18 protein-coding genes are annotated in these 25,248 nt (G+C 67.5%); 12 read left to right on the top strand and 6 right to left on the bottom strand.

Annotation, left to right across the window (positions count from 1 at the left end; translation table 11 throughout):
* Window positions 1-264: 264 nt before the first annotated feature.
* On the top strand, window positions 265-2,115 hold the full coding sequence (locus tag HDC36_RS04915) for a monovalent cation:proton antiporter-2 (CPA2) family protein (RefSeq protein WP_179564919.1): 1,851 nt from the start codon (window positions 265-267) through the stop codon (window positions 2,113-2,115).
* A gap of 119 nt (window positions 2,116-2,234) precedes the next feature.
* On the opposite strand, the gene HDC36_RS04910 is transcribed toward HDC36_RS04915, so the two are convergent.
* Window positions 2,235-3,008: an alpha/beta fold hydrolase gene (locus HDC36_RS04910; RefSeq protein ID WP_179564917.1), complete on the bottom strand. Its 774-nt coding sequence runs from the start codon at window positions 3,006-3,008 to the stop codon at window positions 2,235-2,237.
* Entirely contained in the window at window positions 3,009-3,305 is a 297-nt protein-coding gene (locus tag HDC36_RS04905) for a DUF1244 domain-containing protein (RefSeq protein ID WP_179564915.1), read from the bottom strand.
* A 51-nt stretch (window positions 3,306-3,356) separates the two neighbouring features.
* Here HDC36_RS04905 and folD point away from each other — a divergent pair, with 51 nt between their 5' ends.
* The 3 genes from folD (at window position 3,357) to guaA (ending at window position 7,604) form a co-directional block, all read left to right on the top strand.
* Window positions 3,357-4,268 carry a bifunctional methylenetetrahydrofolate dehydrogenase/methenyltetrahydrofolate cyclohydrolase FolD gene (gene folD, locus HDC36_RS04900; protein WP_179564913.1) on the top strand — a complete coding sequence of 304 codons (912 nt, stop codon included), beginning with the start codon at window positions 3,357-3,359 and terminating at the stop codon, window positions 4,266-4,268.
* 182 nt (window positions 4,269-4,450) lie between these two features.
* Window positions 4,451-5,908 carry an IMP dehydrogenase gene (gene guaB / locus HDC36_RS04895; protein ID WP_179564911.1) on the top strand — a complete coding sequence of 486 codons (1,458 nt, stop codon included), beginning with the start codon at window positions 4,451-4,453 and terminating at the stop codon, window positions 5,906-5,908.
* Between the two features lie 130 nt (window positions 5,909-6,038).
* Window positions 6,039-7,604, top strand: a complete 1,566-nt coding sequence (guaA, locus tag HDC36_RS04890) for a glutamine-hydrolyzing GMP synthase (RefSeq protein WP_179564909.1) — start codon at window positions 6,039-6,041, stop codon at window positions 7,602-7,604.
* A gap of 287 nt (window positions 7,605-7,891) precedes the next feature.
* On the opposite strand, the gene HDC36_RS04885 is transcribed toward guaA, so the two are convergent.
* Window positions 7,892-8,359 carry a PaaI family thioesterase gene (locus HDC36_RS04885; protein WP_179564907.1) on the bottom strand — a complete coding sequence of 156 codons (468 nt, stop codon included), beginning with the start codon at window positions 8,357-8,359 and terminating at the stop codon, window positions 7,892-7,894.
* Between the two features lie 137 nt (window positions 8,360-8,496).
* Here HDC36_RS04885 and HDC36_RS23445 point away from each other — a divergent pair, with 137 nt between their 5' ends.
* Window positions 8,497-8,895, top strand: a complete 399-nt coding sequence (locus tag HDC36_RS23445) for a hypothetical protein (protein WP_255432590.1) — start codon at window positions 8,497-8,499, stop codon at window positions 8,893-8,895.
* On the opposite strand, the gene HDC36_RS04875 is transcribed toward HDC36_RS23445, so the two are convergent.
* From HDC36_RS04875 to HDC36_RS04865, 3 genes are all read right to left on the bottom strand, one after another.
* The gene (locus HDC36_RS04875; RefSeq protein WP_179564906.1) at window positions 8,896-11,961 is read right to left on the bottom strand and encodes an efflux RND transporter permease subunit; all 3,066 of its coding nucleotides are present in this window, start codon (window positions 11,959-11,961) and stop codon (window positions 8,896-8,898) included.
* Window positions 11,958-13,064, bottom strand: coding sequence for an efflux RND transporter periplasmic adaptor subunit (locus HDC36_RS04870; protein WP_179564904.1), 1,107 nt, complete (start codon window positions 13,062-13,064; stop codon window positions 11,958-11,960). Before HDC36_RS04870 ends, HDC36_RS04875 begins: the two co-directional genes overlap by 4 nt.
* A gap of 75 nt (window positions 13,065-13,139) precedes the next feature.
* A complete protein-coding gene (locus tag HDC36_RS04865) occupies window positions 13,140-13,757 on the bottom strand; it encodes a TetR/AcrR family transcriptional regulator (RefSeq protein WP_179564902.1) in 618 nt (205 codons plus the stop codon).
* 86 nt (window positions 13,758-13,843) lie between these two features.
* Here HDC36_RS04865 and HDC36_RS04860 point away from each other — a divergent pair, with 86 nt between their 5' ends.
* From HDC36_RS04860 to HDC36_RS04830, 7 genes are all read left to right on the top strand, one after another.
* Window positions 13,844-15,310: a TolC family protein gene (locus HDC36_RS04860; RefSeq protein ID WP_179564900.1), complete on the top strand. Its 1,467-nt coding sequence runs from the start codon at window positions 13,844-13,846 to the stop codon at window positions 15,308-15,310.
* Window positions 15,311-15,473: 163 nt separating this feature from the next.
* Window positions 15,474-18,458, top strand: a complete 2,985-nt coding sequence (locus HDC36_RS04855) for a TIM-barrel domain-containing protein (protein WP_343204315.1) — start codon at window positions 15,474-15,476, stop codon at window positions 18,456-18,458.
* A gap of 35 nt (window positions 18,459-18,493) precedes the next feature.
* Window positions 18,494-19,879, top strand: coding sequence for a glycoside hydrolase family 43 protein (locus HDC36_RS04850; RefSeq protein WP_218847998.1), 1,386 nt, complete (start codon window positions 18,494-18,496; stop codon window positions 19,877-19,879).
* Between the two features lie 268 nt (window positions 19,880-20,147).
* Window positions 20,148-21,269, top strand: a complete 1,122-nt coding sequence (locus HDC36_RS04845) for a PAS domain-containing sensor histidine kinase (RefSeq protein WP_179564898.1) — start codon at window positions 20,148-20,150, stop codon at window positions 21,267-21,269.
* On the top strand, window positions 21,266-21,625 hold the full coding sequence (locus HDC36_RS04840) for a response regulator (protein WP_179564896.1): 360 nt from the start codon (window positions 21,266-21,268) through the stop codon (window positions 21,623-21,625). Before HDC36_RS04845 ends, HDC36_RS04840 begins: the two co-directional genes overlap by 4 nt.
* A 386-nt stretch (window positions 21,626-22,011) precedes the next feature.
* A complete protein-coding gene (locus HDC36_RS04835; protein ID WP_179564894.1) occupies window positions 22,012-23,538 on the top strand; it encodes an ATPase domain-containing protein in 1,527 nt (508 codons plus the stop codon).
* Complete coding sequence (locus HDC36_RS04830) at window positions 23,525-25,240, top strand: ATP-binding protein (protein WP_179564892.1); 1,716 nt, start codon at window positions 23,525-23,527, stop codon at window positions 25,238-25,240. The genes HDC36_RS04835 and HDC36_RS04830 overlap by 14 nt, the downstream gene beginning before the upstream one ends.
* Window positions 25,241-25,248 lie beyond the last annotated feature (8 nt).

Genomic DNA, 25,248 nt, shown 5'->3' with positions numbered 1-25,248 from the left:
ACGGAGCGAAGCGCTCGCGCTGTTCGATCGCCAGGCTTCGCCCGTCCCCTCATCCGCCGCTGCGGGGCACCTTCCCCCGAGAAGGGGGCCATGGTCCCGGCGGGAGAAGGAACGGGCGATCGCTGCCGTCTTTGAACGGCGCGGCGTCTCTCCATGCGTGATGCGTAACGCGCTACGGCACTGCAAGCGTGCGCCGTCGTGCTCCGTCGCCATGCCGCACACCGATGCATGGGGGCGCCCCGGCCTTGTGGGTAGAATCGGCGCATGACCAGTGCAGCCGACAGCAGTGAATTGATCAAGGTGGTGGCGTTGCTCGGCGCCGCGGTGGTGGCGGTACCGGTGTTCCGCCGCCTGGGCCTGGGCTCGGTGCTCGGCTATCTGGCCGCGGGCCTGGCGATCGGGCCGTTCGGATTCGGCTGGTTCGCCGATCCGCAGGCGATCCTGCACGTGGCCGAACTGGGCGTGGTGATGTTCCTGTTCGTGATCGGGCTGGAGATGCGGCCCTCGCACCTGTGGAGCCTGCGCAAGCAGATCTTCGGCCTGGGCACGGCGCAGATCGTGGTGTGCGCGACGGTGCTGACCGGGGTGGGGCTGGCGCTGGGGCTGTCCTTGCCGGTGGCGTTCATCGCCGCGTCCGGTTTCGTGCTCACCTCCACCGCGGTGGTGATGCAATTGCTCGGCGAGCGCGGCGACATCGCCTTGCCGGCGGGGCAGAAGATCGTCGCGATCCTGTTGTTCGAAGACCTGCTGATCGTGCCGTTGCTGGCCGTGGTGGCCTGGATGGCGCCGGTGCCGGTCGCCGCCGATGCGCCCTCGCGCTGGATCGGCATCGGCATCGGCGCGGCGGCGATCGTCGGCCTGCTGGTGGCCGGGCGCTGGCTGCTGAATCCGCTGTTCCGGTTGCTGGCCGCGGCCAAGGCGCGCGAAGTGATGACCGCTGCTGCGCTGCTGGTCGTCCTGGGTGCGGCATTGCTGATGCAGCTCGGTGGGCTGTCGATGGCGATGGGCGCGTTCCTGGCCGGGGTGCTGCTGTCCGAATCCACCTTCCGCCACCAGATCGAGGCCGACATCGAGCCGTTCCGCGGCATCCTGCTGGGGCTGTTCTTCCTCGGTGTGGGCATGGCCCTGAACCTGGCAGTGGTGGCGGCGAACTGGACGCTGATCCTCAGCGGCGTGCTCGCGTTCATGGCGGCCAAGGCCGCGTGCATCTACCTGGTCGCGCGGCTCACCGGCAGCGGCCACGCGCAGGCGCTGGACCGCGGCGTGCTGATGGCGCAGGGCGGCGAGTTCGCATTCGTGCTGTTCGCCGCCGCCGGCGCGGCCGGGGTCATCGATGCGCAGGTCAACGCCAACCTGACCGCGATCGTGGTGCTGTCGATGGCGCTGACTCCGCTGTTCGTGCTGCTGTACCGGCGCTGGGCGCCGGTGGAAGCGCCGTCGCTGGACGGCGTGGAGGCGGCCGACGGGCTCACCGGCAGCGTGCTGATCATCGGCTTCGGCCGCTTCGGCCAGGTCGCCAGCCAGTCGCTGCTGGCGCGCGACGTGGACGTGACCATCATCGACAACGACATCGAGATGATCCAGAGCGCGGCCGAGTTCGGCTTCAAGATCTACTACGGCGACGGCACCCGCCTGGACGTGCTGCATGCCTCCGGCGCGCACAGCGTGCGCGCCATCGCGGTGTGCATCGACAACCGCGAGGCCGCCAACCGCATCGTCGAACTGGCCACCCAGGAATTTCCGCACGCCAAGCTGCTGGTGCGCTCCTACGACCGCGAGCATTCGCTGAAGCTGATCGCCGCCGGCGTGGACTACCAGATCCGCGAGACCTTCGAGTCGGCGGTGGAATTCGGCCAGGCCGCGCTGATCGAACTGGGCATGGCCGAGGACGAGGCCGCGAGCATCGCCCGCGAGATCCGCCGCCGCGACGCCGAGCGCCTGGAACTGGAGATCGCCGCAGGCGACGTGCGCGCCGGCAGCGGCCTGATGTACGGCAACATCGCCCCGGCGGTGCCCAAGCCGACCCCGTTCACTCCGCCGCGGCGCGAGAGCCGCACGCTCAATCCCGAAGCGGTGCCGGCGGCGGAGGCGGTGGACGAGCGCCGCAACGACTAAGGCACCGCCGCCCTGTAGGAGCGGCTTCAGCCGCGACCAGGCATCACCGGTGATGCCCGGTCGCGGCTGAAGCCGCTCCTGCAGTGGCTGCGGACTGCGAATGTCCTAGCTGAAACGCCTCAGCGCAGAAATGCGCGCAACGCCTGCGCATAACGCGGATCGGCGCTGATGTCGTCGTGTCCGGCGCGCGGCATCGCGACCACGGTGGGTGTCTGCGCCAGGGAATCGAGCAGCCGCTGCGTGCTCGACGCCGGCACCACCTGGTCGCGGCCGGCGCGCAGCACCAGCAACGGCCCGCGGTAGGCGCGCAGCGCGCTGGCCGAGTCGTAGCGGTCGCGCAGCAGCCAGCGCACCGGCGCCCACGGGTAATGCGCCTGCGCGGCCGAGGCCAGGCTGTCGAACGGGGTGACCAGCACCAGCCGCGCCAGCGGCCGCCGCGCCGCCAGCTGGCTGGCGACGCCGCTGCCCAGGCTGCGTCCGAGCACGGCGATCTCGGCCTGCGGCTGCGCGGCGTGCACGTGGTCGTACAGCGCCAGCGCGTCGCCGATCAGCGCCGCCTCGTTCGGCGTGCCGTCGCTGGCGCCGTAGCCGCGGTAGGCCAGCAGGTGCACGCTGTAGTCGGGCAGCAGCGGCGCCAGCTGCGCGCGCGCCTGGCGCAGGTCCTCGGCGTTGCCGCCGAAGTACAGCAACACCTTGTCGCGGCCGGGATTGACCCGCCAGCCGCGCAGGCGCAGCACCGGGCTGCGCTGCAGGACGAAATCGGTCTGCGCCGCGGCCACCCGGGTCGCCTGCGGGAAATACAGCAGCTCGCGCTGGCCCAGGTAGAGCAGGGCGCAGACCACCAGATAGGCGACGACCGCGATCGCCGCGACGATGCCCAGGTGACGCAGCATCTATCCGTGCCGGCGCTGCGCGTCGGCGAAGGCCGCCAGTTGTTCCGGCGTGGCCTCGGCCTGGAACTGCGCCTTCCAGTCGGCGAACGGCATGCCGTAGACGCGTTCGCGCGCCTGGTCCTTGCTCAGCGTCTCGCCTTCGGCGGCGGCCGCCTCGCGGTACCAGTCGGCCAGGCAGTTGCGGCAGAAGCCGGCCAGGATCATCAGATCGATGTTCTGCACGTCGCTGCGGTCCTGGTTGAGGTGCTGCAGCAGCCGCCGGAACGCGGCGGCCTCGATGCGGGTGGTGTCGGTCATGGCGGAATCGGGGACAATAGGGGTCCCCAGACTCTACACCCGCTCGCCTCGATGACCGATTCCGCGCCCGTCTCCTCCGTTCCGGCCCGCATCCTCGACGGGCGGCGCATCGCCGACGAACTGCTCGACCAGCTCAAGCTGCGGGTCGATGCGCGGCTGGCGGCCGGGCAGCCGCGGCCGGGCCTGGCGGTGGTGCTGGTCGGCGGCGATCCGGCGTCCACGGTGTACGTGCGCAACAAGCGCCGCGCGGCGGAAAAGGTCGGCATCGAGGCGTTCGACTACGACCTGCCGGCCGGTACCGGCGAAGCCGACCTGCTGGCGCTGATCGACCGCCTCAATGCCGACCCCAAGGTGCACGGCATCCTGGTGCAGCTGCCGCTGCCGGGTATTCCCGACGCCAGCCGGCTGATCCATCGCATCGATCCGCGCAAGGATGTGGACGGTTTCCATCCGGAGAACGTCGGCCACCTGGCGCTGCGCGAATTCGGCCTGCGCCCGTGTACCCCGCGCGGCATCGTCACCCTGCTCGGGCATACCGATCAGCCGGTGCGCGGCCGCAACGCCACCATCGTCGGAGTCAGCAACCACGTCGGCCGGCCGATGGCGCTGGAACTGCTGATCGCCGGCTGCACGGTCAGCTGCTGCCACAAGTTCACCCCGCCGGACGTGCTGCAGGCGCGCGTGCGCGATGCCGACATTCTGGTGGTGGCGGTGGGCCGTCCCGGCCTGATCCCCGGCGAATGGGTCAAGCCCGGCGCGGTGGTGATCGACGTCGGCATCAACCGCCTCGACGACGGCCGCCTGGTCGGCGACGTCGGCTTCGACGCGGCCGCGCAACGCGCCAGCTGGATCACCCCGGTGCCGGGTGGAGTAGGGCCGATGACCGTGGCCACGCTGATGCAGAACACGATCGAGGCCGCTGATGCGGCCGGGATTCGGGATTCGGAATTGGGGATTCGTTAAAGGCAACGGCAAAGCGCGTGCGGCGGTCGATCGCGGTTGCCTCCGAGGTCGGCCGGCCGTTGGCGTCCAGGCAACCATGCAAACGGCCGGCTGCGGAAGGCTTCGCCGTTGCGAATCCCAAATCTCCAATCCCGGCCCCAAATGCGTTAAAATGCCGCGCTTCCCCACATTCGGGTCCGCCGATGCTGCGCATCCAGGCTGAAGCTTTAACGTACGACGACGTTTCGCTCGTCCCCGCCCATTCGATCGTCCTGCCGAAGGACGTCAGCCTGGAAACCCGGCTGACCCGCGACCTGCGCCTGAAATTGCCGATCCTGTCGGCGGCGATGGACACGGTGACCGAACACCGCCTCGCGGTGGCCATGGCCCAGCTCGGCGGCATCGGCATCATCCACAAGAACCTGACCCCGGCGCAGCAGGCGGCGGAAGTGGCCAAGGTCAAGAAGTTCGAAGCCGGGGTGATCACGGAGCCGTTCACCGTCGGTCCGGAAACGACCATCGGCGAAGTGCTGAAACTGACCCGCGCGCGCAACATCTCCGGCGTGCCGGTGGTCGACGGCAGCGAGCTGGTCGGCATCGTCACCAGCCGCGACATGCGCTTCGAGAAGAAGCTCGACGATCCGGTCCGCCACATCATGACCAAGAAGGATCGGCTGATCACCGTGCGCGAAGGCGCCAGCGACGAGGAAGTGCTGCAGCTGCTGCATCGCAACCGCATCGAGAAGATCCTGGTGGTCAACGACAGCTTCGAGCTGCGCGGCCTGATCACGGTCAAGGACATCCAGAAGAAGACCGACAACCCCAACGCCGCCAAGGACGCGGCCACGCGCCTGCTGGTCGGTGCGGCGGTCGGCGTCGGCGGCGACACCGAGCAGCGCATCGAACTGCTGGCGGCGGCGGGCGTGGACGTGGTCATCGTCGATACCGCGCACGGCCACTCGCAGGGCGTGATCGACCGCGTGGCCTGGGTCAAGAAGACCTATCCGCAGCTGCAGGTGATCGGCGGCAACATCGTCACCGGCGATGCCGCGCTGGCGCTGATGGACGCCGGCGCCGACGCGGTCAAGGTCGGCGTGGGTCCGGGTTCGATCTGCACCACGCGCGTGGTCGCCGGCGTCGGCGTACCGCAGATCACCGCGGTGGACATGGTCGCCGAGGCGCTGCAGGACCGCATCCCGCTGATCGCCGACGGCGGCATCCGCTATTCCGGCGACATCGGCAAGGCGCTGGTCGCCGGCGCCTCCACGGTGATGGTCGGCGGCCTGTTCGCCGGCACCGAGGAAGCCCCGGGCGAGGTCGAACTGTTCCAGGGCCGCAGCTACAAGAGCTACCGCGGCATGGGCAGCCTGGGCGCGATGGAGAAGGGCAGCAAGGACCGGTATTTCCAGGACGCCTCCGACGCCGACAAGCTGGTGCCGGAAGGCATCGAAGGCCGCGTGCCGTACCGCGGTCCGCTCAGCGGCATCATCCACCAGCTGATCGGCGGCCTGCGCGCCACGATGGGTTACGTGGGCTGCGCGACGATCGAGGAAATGCGCACCAAGCCGAAGTTCGTCACCATCACCGGTGCCGGCCAGCGCGAGAGCCACGTCCACGACGTGCAGATCACCAAGGAACCGCCGAACTACCGCATGGGCTGATGCCCATGCGCGGGATTGGGGATTCGGGATTGGGGATTCGTAGTAGCCCGCCGCGTCTCCACCGGCAGTGCACATCGCCGCCATCCCGCTGTTGCGAATCCCCAATCCCGCATCCCCAATCCCGGCCCCAATGACCAACATCCACAGCGACAAGATCCTCATCCTCGATTTCGGCGCGCAGTACACGCAGCTGATCGCGCGCCGTATCCGCGAACTGGGGGTCTACTGCGAGATCTGGGCCTGGGACCACGATCCGGCCGAGATCGCCGGCTTCGGCGCCAAGGGCATCATCCTGTCCGGCGGCCCGGAATCGACCACGCTGCCGGGCGCGCCGGTCGCGCCGCAGGAAGTGTTCGACAGCGGACTGCCGGTGTTCGGGATCTGCTACGGCATGCAGACCCTGGCCGCGCAGCTGGGTGGCGCCACCGAGGCTGCCGACCAGCGCGAGTTCGGCCATGCGGAAGTGGAGGTGGTCGCGCCCGACGCGCTGTTCTCCGGCCTCAGCGACCATCCCGGCGCGGCGCGTTTGAACGTGTGGATGAGCCACGGCGACCACGTCTCCAAGGTGCCGCCGGGTTTCACCGTCACCGCCGTCACCGACCGCATTCCGGTCGCGGCGATGGCCAACGCCGCCAAGCGCTGGTACGGCGTGCAGTTCCATCCGGAAGTCACCCACACGCTGCAGGGCCAGACCCTGTTGCGCCGCTTCGTGGTCGACGTCTGCGGCTGCGAGACCCTGTGGACCGCGGCCAACATCATCGACGACCAGATCGCGCGCGTGCGCGCCCAGGTCGGCGACGACGAGGTGATCCTGGGCCTGTCCGGCGGCGTCGATTCGTCGGTGGTCGCCGCGCTGCTGCACAAGGCGATCGGCGACAAGCTGACCTGCGTGTTCGTCGATACCGGCCTGCTGCGCTGGCAGGAAGGCGACCAGGTGATGGCGATGTTCGCCGAGCACATGGGCGTCAAGGTGATCCGGGTCAACGCCGCCGACCGCTATTTCGACGCGCTGGCCGGGGTCAGCGACCCGGAAGCCAAGCGCAAGATCATCGGCAACCTGTTCGTGGAGATCTTCGACGAGGAGTCGAACAAGCTGGCCAACGCCAAGTGGCTGGCGCAGGGCACGATCTATCCGGACGTGATCGAGTCGGCCGGCAGCAAGACCGGCAAGGCGCACGTGATCAAGAGCCACCACAATGTCGGCGGCCTGCCCGAGCACATGAAGCTGGGCCTGGTCGAGCCGCTGCGCGAACTGTTCAAGGACGAGGTGCGGCGCCTGGGCGTGGAACTCGGCCTGCCGCGCAGCATGGTCTACCGCCATCCGTTCCCGGGTCCCGGGCTGGGCGTGCGCATCCTCGGCGAAGTGAAGCGCGAGTACGCCGAGCTGCTGGCCAAGGCCGATGCGATCTTCATCGAAGAGCTGCGCAAGGCCGACCTGTACGACAAGACCAGCCAGGCGTTCGCGGTGTTCCTGCCGGTCAAGTCGGTGGGCGTGGTCGGCGACGCGCGCGCCTACGAATGGGTGATCGCGCTGCGCGCGGTGGAGACCATCGACTTCATGACCGCGCACTGGGCGCACCTGCCGTACGACTTCCTCGGCACCGTCTCCAACCGCATCATCAACGAACTGCGCGGCGTCTCGCGCGTGGTCTACGACATCTCCGGCAAGCCGCCGGCGACGATCGAGTGGGAGTGATTTTTGCCGATCCGGGCGTATCCGACCTGCGCGACGGACCTCGCCCATATTGACCCGCCGCAAAATCGGAAGTGCCGTCAGGAGAGGTGAGCTCTTGACGGTTTCCTCGACATGAGTGTCTGAAGACGGTCATTTCCCGCCAAGACTCACTCAAGATCGTATTCCGGTACTTTTGCAGGCGACGCGCAAATGCAGCCGGATGCCGCGATCAAGGCTCTGAAGCCGCGAGACGACTGCGGATCTTCCGGCGTACCCGGACGAACTTTGCGGTTGCTGTGTTCTTCGGGTCAGGAGCGCTGCCGTTGCGGGCGCTCCATCACCAGCAGGGTCGAGGTCGCGCTGGCATAGATGCGCGCGTTGGCGTCCTTCAGCGTCGCCTCGGCAAAGGCGGCACGGCGGCCGACGGATAGGACGCGGCCTTCCGCGCGGAGCGGGCCGGTGTCGGCGGTGATCGGGCGCAGGTACGAAACCTTCAGTTCCAAGGTGGTGTAGGCCTGGTCCGCCGACAACTTGGAATGCACGGCGCATCCGCACGCCGAATCGAGCAACGTCGCGGCATAGCCGCCATGGACCGTGCCGATCGGGTTGTAGGCGTGCACGCCGGGCGTGCCTGAGAAGACCGCCCATCCATCGCCGGCTTCGACGAAAGTGAAGTCCAGCGAATCGCCGATCGGCGGTCGGCCTCCGGCAGCGATCAGCGCCTGCAGGGTCTCAAGCCCGGAAAGGCCGGGGGCAATTTCGTCGACGAGATTCACTGGCATGTCTCCAATGTGGGCCGGCGCAGGGCGCGGACGGCTTCAGCAAGATTGACGTCTGCGGGGCGCATCGTCTTTCCTGCTTATATGATGACCATAATATATGAACGTGCCAAGCGGCGGTCCTGACCGGGTGCGTGGCCGACATTTGTCGATACAAAAGCCGCGACCCGATCGCCGGTCAGCAGGGCAGGGCGGCGGTAGCGCTGGCGACAAGCAGCGGAGGCTGGATCATTTTTGACGCGGCGCCAGCAGCGTCCGCGGTCGATCCGGTTGCCCCGCGATCCGCTCCAGGGCGGGTAGCGCAACGTACCCTTGCCAAGGAGCCAGGCCGAGACAACGTCGAAGTCGTCTCGGCGGATCTCGTGGCGATGCCGGAGACCATGCAGCCAGCGGATGTGCTGTGGCTGCACCTGTTCTACCCCGATCTCCATACCGCGCTGATCCAGGCCAGGGGCGCGACTGCGGCCCGCTTCAATCGAGCCGTCTACGAGCGGCTGCGGCATCGCTTCGCCTATCGGTTCGTGAAGCCTTGATCAGCGCGAAGGTTCCGGCCTGATCCGGAACCAGATGGAATACATCGCCGGCAGGAACACCAGGGTCAGGATCGTCCCGGCGAAGGTGCCGCCGATCAGCGTGTAGGCGAGGGTGCCCCAGAACACCGAGTGGGTCAGCGGGATGAATGCCAGGATCGCGGCCAGGGCGGTCAGGATCACCGGCCGCGCCCGCTGCACGGTGGCTTCGACGACCGCGTCGAACGGGCTCAGCCCTTCGCGTTCGTTGTGGTGGATCTGCCCGATCAGGATCAGCGTGTTGCGCATCAGGATCCCCGACAGCGCGATCAGGCCGACCAGGGCATTGATGCCGAAGGGCTGCTGGAACACGAGCAGCGTCGGCGCGACGCCGATCAGGCCGAGCGGACTGGTGGCGAACACCATGACCATCGCCGCGATCGAGCGCACCTGCAGGATGATGATGAGCAGGGTGAGCGCGACCATGATCGGGAACAGCGGCAGCATCGCCTTGGTAGCCTTGCCGGCCTCCTCGATCGAGCCCGCCTGTTCGATCCGGTAGCCGGGCGGAAGCGCGCCGATGATCGGCTGCAGCTGGGCCAGGATGGCGGTGGAAACGTCCGGGGGCTGCAGGCCTTCGGCGATGTCGCCGCGGACCGTGATGGTCGGCGTGCGATCGCGGCGGCGCAGGATGGGATCCTCCATGCGCACATCGACGGTGCCGGCCTGGGACAGCGGAATGCGCTGTCCCGCCGCTCCGACCAGCGTGAAGCCGGCGATCTTCGCAGGATCGAAACGGATCTCGCCGGCCGCGCGTCCCAGCACCTGCACCGAACGGATGTCCTCGCGCACCTCGGTCAGGGGCACGCCGCTCAACAGGAACTGCAGCTGCGAGGCCACGGCGCTGGAGGTCAGCCCGACGGCCTGGAGCCGGTCCTGGTCGAGCGTGAAGCGCAGCGTGGGGACGCGCGGTCCCCAATCCGTGTTGACCGTGCGCATCATCGGGCTGGCATGCATGACATCGGCGACATCGCCTGCGATCTTGCGCAGCACGTCCGGGTCGGGACCCATGACGCGATACGCCACCGGAAACGGCGAAGGCGGGCCGAACACGATCTGGGTGGCGCGCACCTGCGCCTCCGGCGCCAAGCCGTCGGCCACTGCCCGGCGCAGCCTGAACTTGAGCGCTTCGCGTTCCTTGTCGTCGCCCGCAAGGACCACGATCTTGGCGAACGACGGATCGGGCAGTTCGGGCGACATCGCCAGGAAGAACCGTGGCGCGCCCTGGCCGATGTAGGAAGTCACGATCCGCGCCTCCTTCTGTTTCGCCAGCCAGGCTTCGACCTTCGCCGTCGCCGCACTGGTCTGCTCGATCGAGGTGCCGTAGGGCATCTGCACCTCGACCAGCACCTCGGGCCGGTCGGAGGTCGGGAAGAACTGCTTGTTGACCACGCCCATGCCGACGACGGACAGCGCGAACAGCCCAAGTACCGCGCCGGCGACCAGCCATTTGCGCGCGATGACGCGCCCGAGCACTTGCCGGAAGCGGTTGTAGTGGCGGGTGTCGTAGATGGCTGCGTGGCCGCCTTCGATCTTCTTGATGTCCGGCAGCAGCTTCACGCCCAGGTAGGGAGTGAACGCCACCGCGACGACCCAGGACGCGATCAGGGCGATGCCGACGATCCAGAACATGTTGCTGGTGTATTCGCCGGCCGTGGAGCGCGCGAATCCGTTGGGCATGAAGCCCACGGCCGTGACCAGCGTGCCGGACAGCATGGGCGCCGCCGTATGGCTCCAGGCATAGGCCGAGGCGGCGACGCGGCTGTAGCCTTCCTCCATCTTCACCACCATCATCTCGATGGCGATGATGGCGTCGTCCACCAGCAGGCCCAGCGCCAGGATCAGCGAGCCGAGCGTGATGCGGTCGAAGTTCTTGCCGCTCGCGGCCATGACCACGAACACCGCCGCCAGCGTCAGCGGCACCGCCGCGGCGACCACGAGGCCGACACGCCAGCCCATGCTGACGAAGCACACCACCATCACCACCAGCAGGGCGACGAAGAACTTGACCATGAACTCGTCGACCGCAGAATCGATGTTGACGGCCTGGTCGGTCACCTTGCTCAGCGTCATGCCCAGCGGCAGCCCGGCGTTGACCTTGGTCACTTCCGCCTCCAGCGCCTTGCCCAGCTCCAGGCCGTTCCAGTCGTCGCGCATCACCACGCCCAGCAGCAGCGCCGGTTCGCCGTTGTTGCGGACCAGGAAGGTGGCGGGATCCTCGTAGCCACGTTCCACGGTCGCCACATCCGACAGCTTCAGCGTCCGTCCCTGCGCGACGATCGGGGTCTGCCGGATCTTCTCCAGGCTGTCGAATGCGCCATCGACGCGCAGGAACACCTGCGGTCCCTTGGTCTCGATGGAGCCGGCGGGGGTCAGCACGTTCTGGCTGTTGAGCGCGGCGAAGATGTCCTGCGGCGCGACGCCCAGCGTGGCCAGGCGGTCGTGGGAGAAGGAGACGAAGATGCGCTCGGGCTGCTCCCCGATGATGTTGACCTTCTTCACGCCCGGAACGTGCAGCAATTGCTGGCGCAGCGTCTCGGCGTCGCGCACCAGCAGCCGTTGCGGTTCGCCCTTGGCCTTGAGCGCGAACAGCGCGAAGGTCACGTCCGCGTACTCGTCGTTGAGCATCGGGCCGATGACGCCGGCCGGCAGTTTCCTGGCCTCGTCGCCGAGTTTCTTGCGGGCCTGATAGAACTCCTCCTGCACCTGCGCAGGCGGGGTGCTATCGAGCAGCGAAATCATGGTGAAGGCCAGGCCGGGGCGCGTATAGGTTTCCGCGCGGTCGTACCAGCGCAGTTCCTGCAGGCGTTTTTCCAGCGGTTCGGCGACCTGGTCCTGCATCTCCTGCGCGGTCGCGCCCGGCCAGGCGGTGACGACCGTCATCTGCTTGATCGTGAACGGCGGATCTTCCGCGCGTCCGAGCTGGAAGAACGCGAGAACACCGGCGACGGAGATCAGGAAGATCAGGAACAGCGTGATCGAACGCTCGCGCACCGCCAGCGCCGACAGATTGAAACGCCCCTCGCTCATGGACGCGCTCCGCCGGCCAGCGCCTGGCCCTGGCCGATCGGCCTGACCAACTGGCCTTCGCGAAGCAGATGCGCGCCCAGCGACACCACCTGGTCGCCAGCCTCGAGATTGCCCTTCACCTGCGCTACCTCGTCGGTCAAGCCAAGCACCTGGACCGAGCGCCAGACAGCCTTGGCAGGCTTGCCCTCGACGGCCCACACGCCCGGGCCCTTGCCCGGATCGAACACGGCGCCGATCGGGACTTGCAGCGAAGCGGCGGCGTCCGTGCCGGTCGGGATCTCGACGGTGACGGTGGCGCCCAGCGGCGCGCGGGCCAACGCGCCGTCGAGCACGTACCTGGCCTCGTAGGTGCGGGTCAGCCGGTCAGCCGCATCGGACAGCTGCCGCAAGGTCGCCGGCATCGCGGCCTGGCGATCGCCGTACAGCCTGGCATGCGCCAGCGAACCCGCAGCCGGCCGCAGCGTCTCGGGCAGTTGCACGATGGCTTCGCGCTGGCCCGCATGCGCCAGGCGCATGACCGGCTGCCCGGCGCCGACCACTTGCCCCGGCTCGGCCAGCGTGTCCACGATCACGCCATCGGCGTCGGCGAGCAGGACGGCGTAGCCCGACGCGTTCCTGGCGACGCCGGCTTGCGCCTCGGCCGCCTTGAGTTGCGCCCGCGCCGTGTCGGCGGCGGCCTTGATCTGATCGTAGGCGGATACCGAGACGGCCCCTTCGGCAACCAGGTCGCGATAGCGCGCCGCCTCGTCGGCGGTCTGCGTGGCGCGCGCCCGCGCTGCGGCGACCGTTTCCTGCTGCGCCTGTGCCTGCAGGCCCAGGTCGATCGGGTCCATGCGCATGAGCGCCTGGCCGCGTTTGACAGTCTGCCCGGTATCGACCAGGCGCTCGAGCACCTTACCCGGCACGCGAAACGCCAGATCGCTTTGGATTCGAGCCGCGACGACGCCGGTGAACGACCGCGGTGCGTCGGCGCCGCCCTGCACGGCTCCGACTCTGACCAGCGGCGCTTCCGTGCGCGGATCGGCGGCATGTTTGTCGCCGCATGCCGCTAGGACAAGAGTTAATAGGCAAATGGCATACGGGACACACTGGCGCCGAAACATGGGAACCCTTCCTGACGGGATAGGGCACCCATTCTATACTTGTGACCAAAATGGTCAATAGTCACAACGAAGGACTCAGGGCGACAGGCTGCGCAGGATCAGGCCGGACAGCTGGCCTGTCGCCTCGGCGGCGTTGTCCAGGTTGTGCTGCAGCAACAGCGGATTGATGAACGGGCGCATGACCAGATAGATGGCATTGGCTGTCTCGTCCAGCGGGGTCTTGCGCTCGAATTCGCCCGCTTCGCGACCGTCGCGCACGATCTGCAGGACCAGGGCCTTGACGTGCTCTTCGTAGGCGCGGGCGGAGGGCCAGGATTCGGCGGCCGAGGTCCTGGCGATGTCGTAGAGCTTGCGATCGTCGAAAAACAGCGCGCTGCCGGCCTCCACCAAGGCCTTGAAAACGCGCCGCAGGCGCTCGGGGGCGGAAGGGGCGCCGGCCACGGCCGCGTCGACCGCGGCCATGATCGCGCTGAGGCGGTTGGAGCAGATGACCTCGCCGATCGCCTGCTTGGAATCGAAGAACTTGTAGATGTAGGCCTTGGAGAAGCCGATCGCTTTGGCCAGGTCGGAAACGGTCGTCTTCTCGTAGCCGTACAGGCCGAAATATTCGGTTGCCGCCTCGACGATCTGGTCGCGGACATCGTGATCCGACGGTCCCCTGGGTTGGGGCGCGGGGGAAGGGGTCTTGGTCATTGCCACAGGGTACCGTGCGGCCTGTGGATTGACAAAGAGTGACCATTTCGTAATATGGTCACAACAAGCCAGCTTTCAGGATCGCCATGCAGCTCCCTCGCTCTCTCGTCCTTCTGCTCTGCGCCAGCGTGACGGCGGGCTGCGCGGTAGGCCCCGACTACCGCCGACCCGAGGCGCCGCTGCCCAGCCACTACCTCGGGCAGACACAGGCCGGGCAGGATGGCGGCCCGTCCGCGATCGAACTGGCGGCGTGGTGGCAAGGCTTCGACGATCCGCTGCTGACGCGGCTGGTGGCGTTGGCGCTCGAGCAGAACCTGGACCTGGCGCAGGCGGCCGCGCGCGTCGCCCAGGCACGCGCCGGGCTTGGTGCGGCCAATGCGGCCCTGCTGCCGTCGGCAGCCGTCAGCGGTTCGGCCGCGCGCGCCCGCCAGTCGATAGAAACCCCGTTGGGGCAGGTGCTCGATGCCGCGCCCGGATACGACCGGTGGGGAAGCGCCTACGAGTTGGACTTGGAGGCAGGCTGGGAAGCGGACGTGTTCGGCGGTCTGCGGCGTGGTCGTGAGGCGGCATTGGCCGACTATCAAGCCTCGCAAGCCGGTGCCGGGGCAGTGCGGCTGGCGGTAGCCGCACAGACCGCCGACATCTATATCACCATCCGCGGCCTGCAGACGCGCCTCGACATCGCCCGGCGCCAAGTCAGGGCCCAGCAGGACCTGCTGGCGAAAGTGGGCCTTCTGTACAAAAAGGGACTGGCTGCCGAGTACGAAGTGCGACAGACGGAAGGCACGCTGTCGCAGGTGCAGGCGACGGTTCCCGGCCTGCAGACGGGCCTGGATGCGGCGATGAACGCCTTGGATGTGATGCTGGGTGTCCCGCCCGGAACGCATCGGGACGAACTCGAAGCCGCCGCACCGATTCCGGCGACGCCGGGAATCGCCGGGATGGGTTCCCCGGCCGACCTGCTGCAACGTCGCCCCGACCTCGTTGTCGCAGAACGCCGGCTTGCGGCGGCCAATGCCCGCATCGGCGAGGCGGTCGCGGAGTACTACCCGAAGTTCTCGTTGAGTGGCTTGCTGGGAAGCGCCACCGCGGTATCCAGCGGCAACCTGTTCACCAGCGGCGCGAGCCAGGCGGCAGGCGTGTTGGGACTGCGCTGGCGGCTTTTCGATTTCGGCCGTATCAATGCGCAGATCGATCTGGCCAAGGGTCAGGATGCCGAGGCCTTGGCCGCCTATCGCCAGGCGGTTCTGCGCGCGACCGAGGATGTCGAGAACGCCTTTTCGGCATTGGTCAACCGTCGGGACCAGGCCACGCTGTTGAAGCAGGGCGAGGCATCGCTGACTCGGGCCAGGGAATTGGCGTTTACCGCATACCAGCGCGGGACCGCGAGCCTGATCGACGTGCTGCATGCCGACGCATCGCTGTTGAACGCGTCCGACGCGAGAGCGCAGGCGCAGACCGAATCGGCGCGAGCCGCCGTCGCCGCGTTCCGGGCGCTCGGTGGCGGCTGGCAGCCGCTTTCTTCCGACGCGCTGGCGGCTCGTGGATCGTGAGGCGCGAATGACTGCTTGACGGTCATGCCGTCGGGGTAGATCGCAGGCATGGTGCCGCCGCAGACCGATGCGATCCCATATGCCGAGCCCGCATGGATGCAGTTGCAACCTTCGGTTGATCGCGCGAGCGCAAGGCGTACACTTTTTTCGGAAAGCGAACGCCATGCGCCCGCGACGGGCGACGAGGGAGCGGCACATGCGGATGGGGCGACAGAGGGTTGTGGCGGCGGCGTTCCTGGCCTTCGGGCTTTCGGCATCCATTCCGGCATCGTTCGCTGCCGGTACGAAGCAGGCTGCAAGCGCGGCGGAGACCGGCCTGGATGCGCGCGGACACCTGCGTGCTGTCGCGACCGGACGCGACGAGTCGTTCGCGTACACGCGGCTGCAGCAAGGCGTCCAGGTCCGCATCGGCCAGATCGCCAAGAACGTGATCTTCTACGGACCGCAGACCGTTCGCGTGAATGCGAACCTGGGAGAGAACTACTGGACCGCCCCCAGCCTGGCGGTGATCGGCACGCCGCAACCCATCGCCTTCGCCACCGGCGAGACCGAGGACACGCTGACGCTCAAAAGCGCCGCATTGCGCGTTGAAATCAGCAAGAGGACCGGCGCGGTGCGTTTCCTCGACGCTGCGGGTAAGCTCTATACGGAAGAAGACAGCGACGCGCCGCAGACGTTGAAGAAGGTGGTCGTGTCGGGCGCGCCGACGTTCGAGGCGGCCAACAGGTTGACCTTGCGCCCGGACGAAGCGATCTATGGCCTGGGTTTCCTCGGCGAGCAGAGCAGCAATCGGCGCGGCAAGGAACTGCTGCTGGTGCAGACCAACGTGGGCATCGTCATCCCCGTGCTGATGTCCTCGCGCCGCTACGGGATCCTGTGGGACACGTACTCGCAGATGCGCTTCAAGGACGATGCGGACGGCGCCTCGATGTGGGCCGAAAGCGCGCCCGGCGGCGTCGATTACTACTTCATGGGCGGCGATACCCCGGATGCGGTGGTCGCGGCCTACCGGGCGCTGACCGGGCAGGCGCCGATGTATCCCAAGCAGGCGTTCGGCCTGTTCATGAGCAAGGAACGCTACAAGACCCAGGAACAGCTGCTCGACGTCGCCCGCAGCTTCCGCAACGACGGATTTCCGCTCGACTACATCGTGCAGGACTGGCAGTACTGGGGATCGGACAAGGACGGCAGCTGGAGCGGCATGACCTGGGATCCGGTCCGCTATCCCGATCCTGCCGGCATGGCGCGCCAGGTGCACGACCTGCACATGAAGCTGATGGTGTCGATCTGGCCCTCGGTCGGCGACGATACCGCGCTGGCCCACGAACTGGACCAGCACCAGTTGCGTTTCGCGCCGCTGCACTGGATCTCCAAACACGCGCGTGTGTACGACGCCTACAGTCCGCTGGGGCGGCAGATCTACTTCAAGCACATCAAGTCGGGCCTGCTCGACAAGGGCGTCGATGCGCTGTGGATGGACGGCACCGAGATCGAAGTCAGCAGCGCCATGTGGAACACGCAGGACAATATCCGCGACACCAAGGCGCTGGGCTCCAACGCGCTGGGCGACTTCACGCGGTATCTCAATCCTTACTCGCTGCTCACCACGCAGGGCACGTACGACGGGCAGCGCGCCACCAGCGACAAGCGCGTGTTCACGCTGACCCGTTCGGCGTGGGCGGGCGCGCAGCGCACTGCGGCGGCGTCCTGGAGCGGCGACATCTACGCCAGTTGGAAGACGCTGAAACAGCAGGTCGCCGAAGGCGTCAATGTGACGGTGACCGGCAATCCCTACTGGACCCAGGACACGGGCGGCTTCTTCGTCGCCGATTTCCCCGGCGGCGAAAACAATCCGGCCTGGCGCGAACTCTATGCGCGCTGGCTGCAGTTCTCGGCGTTCAATCCGCTCATGCGGATCCACGGCACCAACGTCGAGCGCGAGCCGTACCGGTTCAAGTCGATGGACCCGGCGGTCTATGCCTCGCTGCTCAAGAGCACGCAGCTGCGCTATCGCATGCTGCCCTACATCTACAGCCTCAGCTGGAAGGTGACCGCGGACGGCTACACGCTGATGCGGCCGCTGATGATGGATTTCCCCGACGATCGCGCCACCGACGCCATCGACGATACCTTCATGTTCGGCAACGCGTTCCTCGTCCATCCGGTGACGCGGGCGATGTACCACGTCGAACCGCCGCCGGCGACGACCATCCCGGGCGAGGTGCTGCGCACGCCGGACGGGAGGCCGGGCCTGGCCGGCCAGTATTTCGAAGGCGAGCATTTCCAGACGCCCAGGAGCCGCTTCGTCGATCCGAAGGTGGACCACACCTGGCCCGATCCGCCGCTGGCCGAGGTGCCGGCCGGCCTTTCCGGCCTGATGCACTTCTCCGCACGTTGGCAGGGCACGCTGACCGCGCCTGAAGAAGGGGAATACGAGATCGGGGTCGAGGGCGACGACGGCTTCCGGCTGATGCTCGACGGCAAGACCGTCGTGCAGGACTGGGACGCCGGCGCTGCGCGGTACAAGGCGACGACGGTCGCGCTGCGCAAGGGCCAGGTCGTCAAGCTCGGGCTCGAGTACTACCAGGGCGATGCCGAGCGCATGCTGCGCCTGGCGTGGAGAACGCCGAGCGAGCGGCAGGCGCTCAGCGCGCCGCGCGCCGCCCTCGACGACAACGTCGACACCTATCTGCCCAAGGGCGCGGACTGGTACGACTTCTGGACCAACCAGCGCTTCGATGGCGGCCGCCACGTCGTCCGGCGCGCGCCGCTGGATCTGCTGCCGCTCTACGTGCGGGCCGGATCGATCGTGCCGATGGGGCCGCAGGTGCAATACGCCACGCAGGCGCCGCAGGCGCCCTACGAAGTCCGCGTCTATCCGGGCGCGAACGCGCGCTTCACCCTGTACGAGGACGACAACGAGACCTATGCCTATGAAAAGGGCGCCTATGCCACCTACGAGCTGATCTGGAACGATGCGGCCAGAACGCTGCGCATCGGTCCGCGGCGAGGCGGCTTTCCCGGCATGACCGCGCAGCGCGAGCTCGACGTCGTACTCGTGGACGGCGCCGCCGGCGGCGGCATGGAGCCGGCGCCGGTCACCAAGCGTATTTCCTATACCGGAAAACCTGTCACGGTCCGGTTCTGAAATCCCGCGTCGTCGTTGTCCGCAGGAGTACAGCCTTGTCGAAGCCTGCCATTTTCGCCGCGCTGGTCCTCGCCGTCGGCCTGCCGCTCGCTGCAGCGCGCGCCGACAATCCCATCGTGCAGACGCGGTTTACCGCGGATCCGGCGCCGCTGGTCCACGACGGCGTCCTGTATCTCTACACCAGCCATGACGAGGACGATGCCGCCGGCTTCAAGATGCTCGACTGGCGGCTGTACCGGTCCACCGATCTGGTCAACTGGACCGACCGCGGCGTGGTCGCCTCGCTCAAGACCTTTCCGTGGGCGGTGCAGAGCAACGATGCCTGGGCGCCGCAGGTGGTCGCGCGCGGCGGCAAGTTCTATCTCTATGTGCCGATCAGCGTGGCCGGTTGGCCCAAGAACGTCATCGCGGTCGCCGTGGCCGACACGCCCGACGGGCCGTTCCGCGATGCGCTGGGCAAGCCGCTGATCGCGCCAGCCGAGGGCTTCTTCGACCCGACGGTGTGGATCGACGACGACGGCCAGGCCTACCTGTACTGGGGCAACCCGGACCTGTGGTACGTCAAGCTCAACCCGGACATGGTGTCCTATTCCGGGCCGATCACCAAAGTGCAGAGCAAGCCGGCGGACTACCAGGAGGGGCCGTGGTTCTACAAGCGCGGCGGCCACTACTACATGGCCTACGCATCGACCTGTTGCCCGGAGGGGATCGGCTATGCGATGAGCGACGGCCCGACCGGCCCCTGGGTGCACAAGGGCAAGATCATGGATCCGAACCAGGGCTCCACCGGCAACCATCCCGGCATCATCGACTACAAGGGTGGCTCCTATCTGTTCGGCTTCAACTACTGGCTCAACTTCGAAACGACGCCGATCCATCACGAACGCCGCTCGGTCACCGTCACCAGGTTCCAGTACCGGCCCGACGGCACCATTCCCAAGCAGCCGTGGTGGGACCGCAAAGGGGTGGCGCAGCTCGGCACCGTCGATCCGTACACGCGGGTGGAGGCCGAGACGATCGCGTGGACGTCGCGGCTCAAGCGCGACCGCGACCGGCCGTACGACTGGGCGCCGGGCGTCAGCACCGCCGGCGAGGCGCGCAGCGGCGTGTATGTCACGCGCATCGCCGACCGCAGCTACATCAAGGTCGCCGGCGTCGACTTCGGCACGCCGGGCGCCAAGCGCTTTGTCGCCAGCGTGGCCAACGCGGTTGCGCCGTCGTCGATCGAACTGCGGCTCGACGGCGTGGACGGTCCGCTGATCGGCACGCTGCAGGTTGGCGCGAACGATGCCGTGGGTCGGTGGCAGGAACGCACGGCGTCCGTGTCCGGCGCTGTCGGCACGCACGATCTGTACATGCTGTTCAAAGGCGGCGCGGAGCCGTCGCTGTTCGATTTCGACGATTGGCGTTTCGCGCGTTGAAGCCCGCCCAGGGCGGCACCGGCTTTGGACGGTCCACGGCATTCGCTATCCGACTGGACGCGCGCGGCAGTCGCAGTCGCCAGCGACCGCCGGATGCGGACGTCCGGACCGGGCGTCACCGGAGCCTCGCCGTGTGGGTCGCGCAACGACTGAACTGCGGGCCGCAGCGAGATGCGCGGCGCCACGCAGCGAGAGGGCCGCGCAGTCCACAAAAAACTAACAATTGGCTGGCTATTTTTGGCCGACTTCACCGCCTCACCTGGCTTGAATGCGCACTCCGCTCGCAACCGAAGCAGACCGTCTGCTCCTGCAGAGCGTGACTGACTACGCGATCTACATGCTCGACCCGGAAGGCTTCATCCTCAGCTGGAACACCGGCGGCCGCCACATCAAGGGCTACGAGGAAGCCGAGATCGTTGGCCAGCACTTTTCCAGGTTCTACACGCCGCAGGACGCCGCCGCCGGCCTGCCGCGCAAGGGGCTGGACGCGGCCAGGCGCGAAGGCCGCTACGAGGCCGAAGGCTGGCGGGTGCGGAAGGACGGTTCGCAGTTCCGTGCCAGCGTGGTCATCGATCCGGTCTGGAAGGATGGCGCGCTGGTCGGCTATGCCAAGGTCACCCGCGATGTCACCGAGCAGTTCAATGCCGCGGAAGACCTGCGCAAGGCCGAACGCGCCCTGGCGCAGGCGCAGAAGGTGCAGGCCATCGGCCGCCTGACGCTGGGCATCGCCCACGATTTCAACAATCTGCTGGCGGTCATCGTCGGCAGCCTGGACCTGCTGGCCAAGACCCAACACGACGCGCGCAGCAAACTGCTGATCGGGGCGGCGACCGATGCGGCGGAGCGGGGCAGCAGGTTGTCGCAGCAGATGCTGGCCTTCGCCCGCGGGCAGGACCTGGTCCCCGAACCCAACGACGTCAATGCGCTGATCGTCGGGGCCGCCGAGCTGTACCGGCGCGTGGCCGGCGATGCCATGACCTGCGAGTTCGCGTTCGCCGATGCGTTGCCGCCGGTCGTGGTCGACGCCAGCCAGTTCGAAGCGGCGCTGATGAATCTGGTCGCGAACGCGCGCGACGCGGTGCGGCAGGGCCGGATCGTGATCTCCACGCGGCTGTGCCGCTCCGGCCTGTCCCTGCACGCGGAAGCCAGGCCCGATCACGACTACGTGTGCGTGGCGGTGCAGGACGACGGCCCGGGCATGTCCGAGGAGGTGCGGCTGCGCGCCATGGAGCCGTTCTTCACCACCAAGGATGTCGGCAATGGCAGCGGCCTGGGATTGAGCCAGGTGTTTGGCTTCGCTGGCCAGTCCGGCGGGTTCGCGACCATCGACAGCGGGCAGGGGCAGGGAACCCTGGTCACCATGTACATTCCGGTTGCGATGACGCCATGACCACGAGAAGGATCCTCTATGTCGAGGACGATGCGCTGCTGCGGATGGTGACGGTCCTCGCCCTGAAGGATGCCGGGTTCGACGTCCTCGAAGCGGTCAACGGCATCCAGGCGCAGGCGGAACTGGCCAGTGGACGGTTCGACTGCGTGATCAGCGACATCAGCATGCCTGGCGGCGTCAGCGGCATCGAGGTCGTGCGCACCGCGCAGGCGATGAATCCGGCCTGCTTGGCGATCCTGCTGTCCGGCTATGCGCAGTCGCAGTTGCCGCCCTTGCCGCCCACGGCGCGTTTCCTGTCCAAGCCGTATCGCATGCACGAACTGCTGGGGACGCTGGATCCAGAAGGCCACGCATGAACGCTGCCAGCGCGGGGCCGCGCTTGCCGGACTTCCCGGGTCTTGGCGAACCGCCTACCGGCTCGGGCGAGGCGGTTTCGCGACCCGGCGAGGCATTCGTGGTATTGGGCCTGGCCGTCGCTCGACCATGTTCGCGACCCGTTTCTCCGCCCTGCAGGACGCAGGCTGTGCCTACACAACAACATCACTTTGCCGAACGTAGTGTGTTTTGGCGTCACTGAACCGTGAGCGTTGCGGCACGCCCAGGTGAGCGGGCGCCGGTCGCGGCATCCATGCAAGGCGTGCTGGCGAAAGGGAGACTGCTGATGCGAGTTGCTGCGCGCGGTCCTTAGCAAGACAGTTGCAACACATTACGTTCGATCCACACGCACCCTTCAAGGACCCCTATGACCCCCCACCGGCAACCCGATCACGCGCACGGCGACGACCTGCCGCGCATCTCGACCGGCAGTGCGGGCCTGGACAATATCCTCGGCGGTGGCGTCGACCCCAACCGCCTCTATCTCTACGAAGGCCGCCCAGGCACCGGCAAGACCACGATCGCCTTGCAGTTCCTGCTGGAAGGCGCCCGGCATGGCGAGCGCGTGCTGTACATCACCTTGTCCGAAACCCAGCGCGAACTGCATCTGGTGGCTGCCCGCCACGGCTGGAGCATGAACCAGGTCGATGTGTTCGAACTGGTGCCGCCGGAGATCGTGCTGGATCCGGAACGCGAACTCACCGTGTTCCATCCTGCGGAAATGGAGCTGACCGAGACCACCAAGCTGATCTTCGACAAGGTCGAACAGCTCAATCCCACGCGGGTGGTGCTGGACAGTCTCTCCGAACTGCGCCTGCTCGCGCAGAGCCCGCTGCGCTATCGCCGCCAGGTATTGGCGCTGAAGCATTTCTTCGCCAGCCGGCAATGCACGGTGATCCTGCTCGACGACCTGTCCTCGCAGGAAAACGATCTGCAGTTGCACTCCATCACCCACGGCGTGGTGTTGCTGGAGCAACTGGCCATCGACTACGGCGCCGAACGCCGGCGCCTGCGCGTGGTCAAGATGCGCGGCATCCAGTTCCGCGGCGGCTATCACGACTTCACCATCGAGAAAGGCGGGCTGGAAATCTACCCGCGCCTGATCGCGGGGGAATACAAGCACCACCATATCGAGGAGGTCGCTCCCAGCGGCAACGCCGAGCTGGACCGGCTGCTCGGCGGCGGACTGGAGCGCGGCACCAACGCCTTGCTGTTGGGCGCGGCCGGCGTGGGCAAGTCCTCGCTGGCGTTGACCTATGCCATCGCCGCGGCCGAGCGTGGCGAACACAGCGTGTTCTTCGCCTTCGACGAGGGGCGCAGTACCGTCGAGGCGCGCGCTCGCACGCTGGGCTTGCCGCTCGACGAAAAGCTCGACAACGGCCTGATCCGTTTCCAGCAGATCGATCCGGCGGAGATGTCGCCGGGCCAGTTCGCGGCCAACGTGCGCCGCAGCGTGGAAGTGGACGGCGCGCGGGTGATCGTCATCGACAGCCTCAACGGCTATCTCAACGCGATGCCGGACGAACGCTTCCTGATCCTGCAGATGCACGAACTGCTCAGCTATCTGGGCCAGCAGGGCGTGCTGACCATCCTGGTCCTGGCGCAGCACGGACTGGTCGGGCCGATGGAAACCCCGCTGGACCTCAGCTATCTGAGCGATTCGGTGCTGATGCTGCGCTATTTCGAAGTGGACGGCACGGTGCGCCGGGCGCTGTCGGTGGTGAAGAAACGCAGCGGCAGCCACGAGACCACCATCCGCGAGTTCCGGCTCAGCGGCAACGGCCTGGATATCGGCTCGCCGATCAAACAGTTCAGCGCGATCTTCAGCGGCACGCCGCGCTACGGCGGAAACGATCTGCCTTTCATGGATTCCGCTGCGCATGAGCAGCAGTGACGCCATCGAAAGCCGGGTCCTGGTCTACGCTCCGATCGGGCGCGATGGCAATGCGTCGGTAGAACTGCTGCGGCGTGGCGGCGTGGTGGCATGCAACTGCGCCGACCTGGACAGCGTGGTGCGCGAACTGAACATCGGTGCCGCTGCGGTGTTCATCGCCGAAGAAGGCCTGTTCGGCAAGGATGCGAGCGCGCTGTTCGCCTGGGCCGACGCGCAGCCGCCATGGTCTGATCTGCCGTTCGTGGTGCTGACCAGCCATCAGGAACAACCGTCCGTGGTGACCTGGCGGCGCAAGCTGGTGGCCTCGCTGCGCAACGTCGCTCTGCTCGAGCGGCCGGTGCAGGCGATCACCTTGACCAGCACCATCAAGGCCGCGCTGCGCGCCCGTACCCGTCAATACGAAGTGCGCTCGCTGTTGCGCGAACAGGCGTCGGCGGCGCAGAAGCTGGAGGCGCAGGTGGTGGCGCGCACGCGCGAGCTGGAGCAGGCCAATCGCCTGCTGCGCACGCAGATGGACGAGCGCGCGCGGGTCGAGGAAACCCTGCGCCACGCGCAGAAGATCGAGGCCATCGGGCAATTGACCGGTGGCGTCGCGCACGATTTCAACAATTTGCTGATGGTGATCTCCGGCGGCCTGGCGATGCTCGACACCCAGGCCGATCCGGCCGTGCGCAAGCGGCTGATGGATGGCATGCAGAAGGCCGCGCAGCGCGGCGCCGGGCTGACCCGGCAGTTGCTGGCGTTCTCGCGGCGGCAGGAGCTCAAGCCGGAGCCGGTCGACCTGACCCGGCAGATCGGCGGCATGCGCGAACTGCTGGACCGCAGCCTGCGCGGCGACGTGCACGTGGATTTCGATTTCGCCGACGGCCTGTGGCCGATCGAAGTGGATCCGGGCGAGCTGGAACTGGTGGTGCTCAATCTGGCGGTCAACGCGCGCGATGCGATGCCCAATGGCGGCACGATCGTGGTGCGGGCGCAGAACGTGCCGGGCGCGGGCAAGACCGATCCGGACTTCATCCGCCTGTCGATCGTCGATACCGGCGTCGGCATGGCGCCGGAAGTGAAGGCGCGGGTGTTCGAACCGTTCTACACCACCAAGGACATCGGCAAGGGCTCGGGCCTGGGCCTGGCGCAGGTGCACGGGTTCGTGCAGCAATCCGGCGGCTCCATCCACATCGACAGCGAACCCGGGCAGGGCACCGCGATCCATCTGCTGTTGCCGCGCTCGTTCCGCGCGCCGGCGCCGGACGAACGGCATCTGGTGGACCTGCAACAAGTGGCGCGCCGCGCCCCGGGCGACGCCGGCTACGTGCTGCTGGTCGAGGACGACGACGAAGTCGCCGCCCTGGTGGGCGAAATGCTGCGCCAGCTCGGCTACCAGGTCACCCGCGTGGCCAGCGCCGCTGCCGCGCTGGGTGCGTTGGCCAACGAGCGCGTGGTGGACATCGTGTTCTCCGACATCATGATGCCCGGCGGCATGAACGGCCTGGAGCTGGTCCACGAGATCCGCCTGCGGCGCCAGGAATTGCCGATCCTGCTCACCAGCGGCTACGCGGAAGCGGCGAAATCCGCGGCCGAGGCGCAGGGCGTGCAGATCCTGTCCAAGCCCTACCGGCTGGACGAGCTGGCCACCGCGTTGCAGCAGGTGCGGGCCAATCCCGGCGCCCAGGACAAACCGGAAGCGGCGCCCCTGTATTCGTAAGCGCAGGC

It is taken from the genome of Xanthomonas sp. JAI131, assembly GCF_013410075.1.
In the GTDB taxonomy this organism is placed as follows: Bacteria; Pseudomonadota; Gammaproteobacteria; order Xanthomonadales; family Xanthomonadaceae; genus Xanthomonas_A; species Xanthomonas_A bonasiae.
This window is presented reverse-complemented; position numbering and strand designations above follow the sequence as displayed.

Excerpts from the sequence above, each read along its gene's own strand:
- HDC36_RS04915 (WP_179564919.1), top strand. The coding sequence starts at position 265 with ATGACCAGTGCAGCCGACAGCAGTGAATTGATCAAGGTGGTGGCGTTG.
- HDC36_RS04910 (WP_179564917.1), bottom strand. The coding sequence starts at position 3,008 with ATGCTGCGTCACCTGGGCATCGTCGCGGCGATCGCGGTCGTCGCCTAT.
- HDC36_RS04905 (WP_179564915.1), bottom strand. The coding sequence starts at position 3,305 with ATGACCGACACCACCCGCATCGAGGCCGCCGCGTTCCGGCGGCTGCTG.
- folD (WP_179564913.1), top strand. The coding sequence starts at position 3,357 with ATGACCGATTCCGCGCCCGTCTCCTCCGTTCCGGCCCGCATCCTCGAC.
- guaB (WP_179564911.1), top strand. The coding sequence starts at position 4,451 with ATGCTGCGCATCCAGGCTGAAGCTTTAACGTACGACGACGTTTCGCTC.
- guaA (WP_179564909.1), top strand. The coding sequence starts at position 6,039 with ATGACCAACATCCACAGCGACAAGATCCTCATCCTCGATTTCGGCGCG.
- HDC36_RS04875 (WP_179564906.1), bottom strand. The coding sequence starts at position 11,961 with ATGAGCGAGGGGCGTTTCAATCTGTCGGCGCTGGCGGTGCGCGAGCGT.
- HDC36_RS04870 (WP_179564904.1), bottom strand. The coding sequence starts at position 13,064 with ATGTTTCGGCGCCAGTGTGTCCCGTATGCCATTTGCCTATTAACTCTT.
- HDC36_RS04865 (WP_179564902.1), bottom strand. The coding sequence starts at position 13,757 with ATGACCAAGACCCCTTCCCCCGCGCCCCAACCCAGGGGACCGTCGGAT.
- HDC36_RS04860 (WP_179564900.1), top strand. The coding sequence starts at position 13,844 with ATGCAGCTCCCTCGCTCTCTCGTCCTTCTGCTCTGCGCCAGCGTGACG.
- HDC36_RS04855 (WP_343204315.1), top strand. The coding sequence starts at position 15,474 with ATGCGCCCGCGACGGGCGACGAGGGAGCGGCACATGCGGATGGGGCGA.
- HDC36_RS04845 (WP_179564898.1), top strand. The coding sequence starts at position 20,148 with ATGCGCACTCCGCTCGCAACCGAAGCAGACCGTCTGCTCCTGCAGAGC.
- HDC36_RS04840 (WP_179564896.1), top strand. The coding sequence starts at position 21,266 with ATGACCACGAGAAGGATCCTCTATGTCGAGGACGATGCGCTGCTGCGG.
- HDC36_RS04835 (WP_179564894.1), top strand. The coding sequence starts at position 22,012 with ATGACCCCCCACCGGCAACCCGATCACGCGCACGGCGACGACCTGCCG.
- HDC36_RS04830 (WP_179564892.1), top strand. The coding sequence starts at position 23,525 with ATGAGCAGCAGTGACGCCATCGAAAGCCGGGTCCTGGTCTACGCTCCG.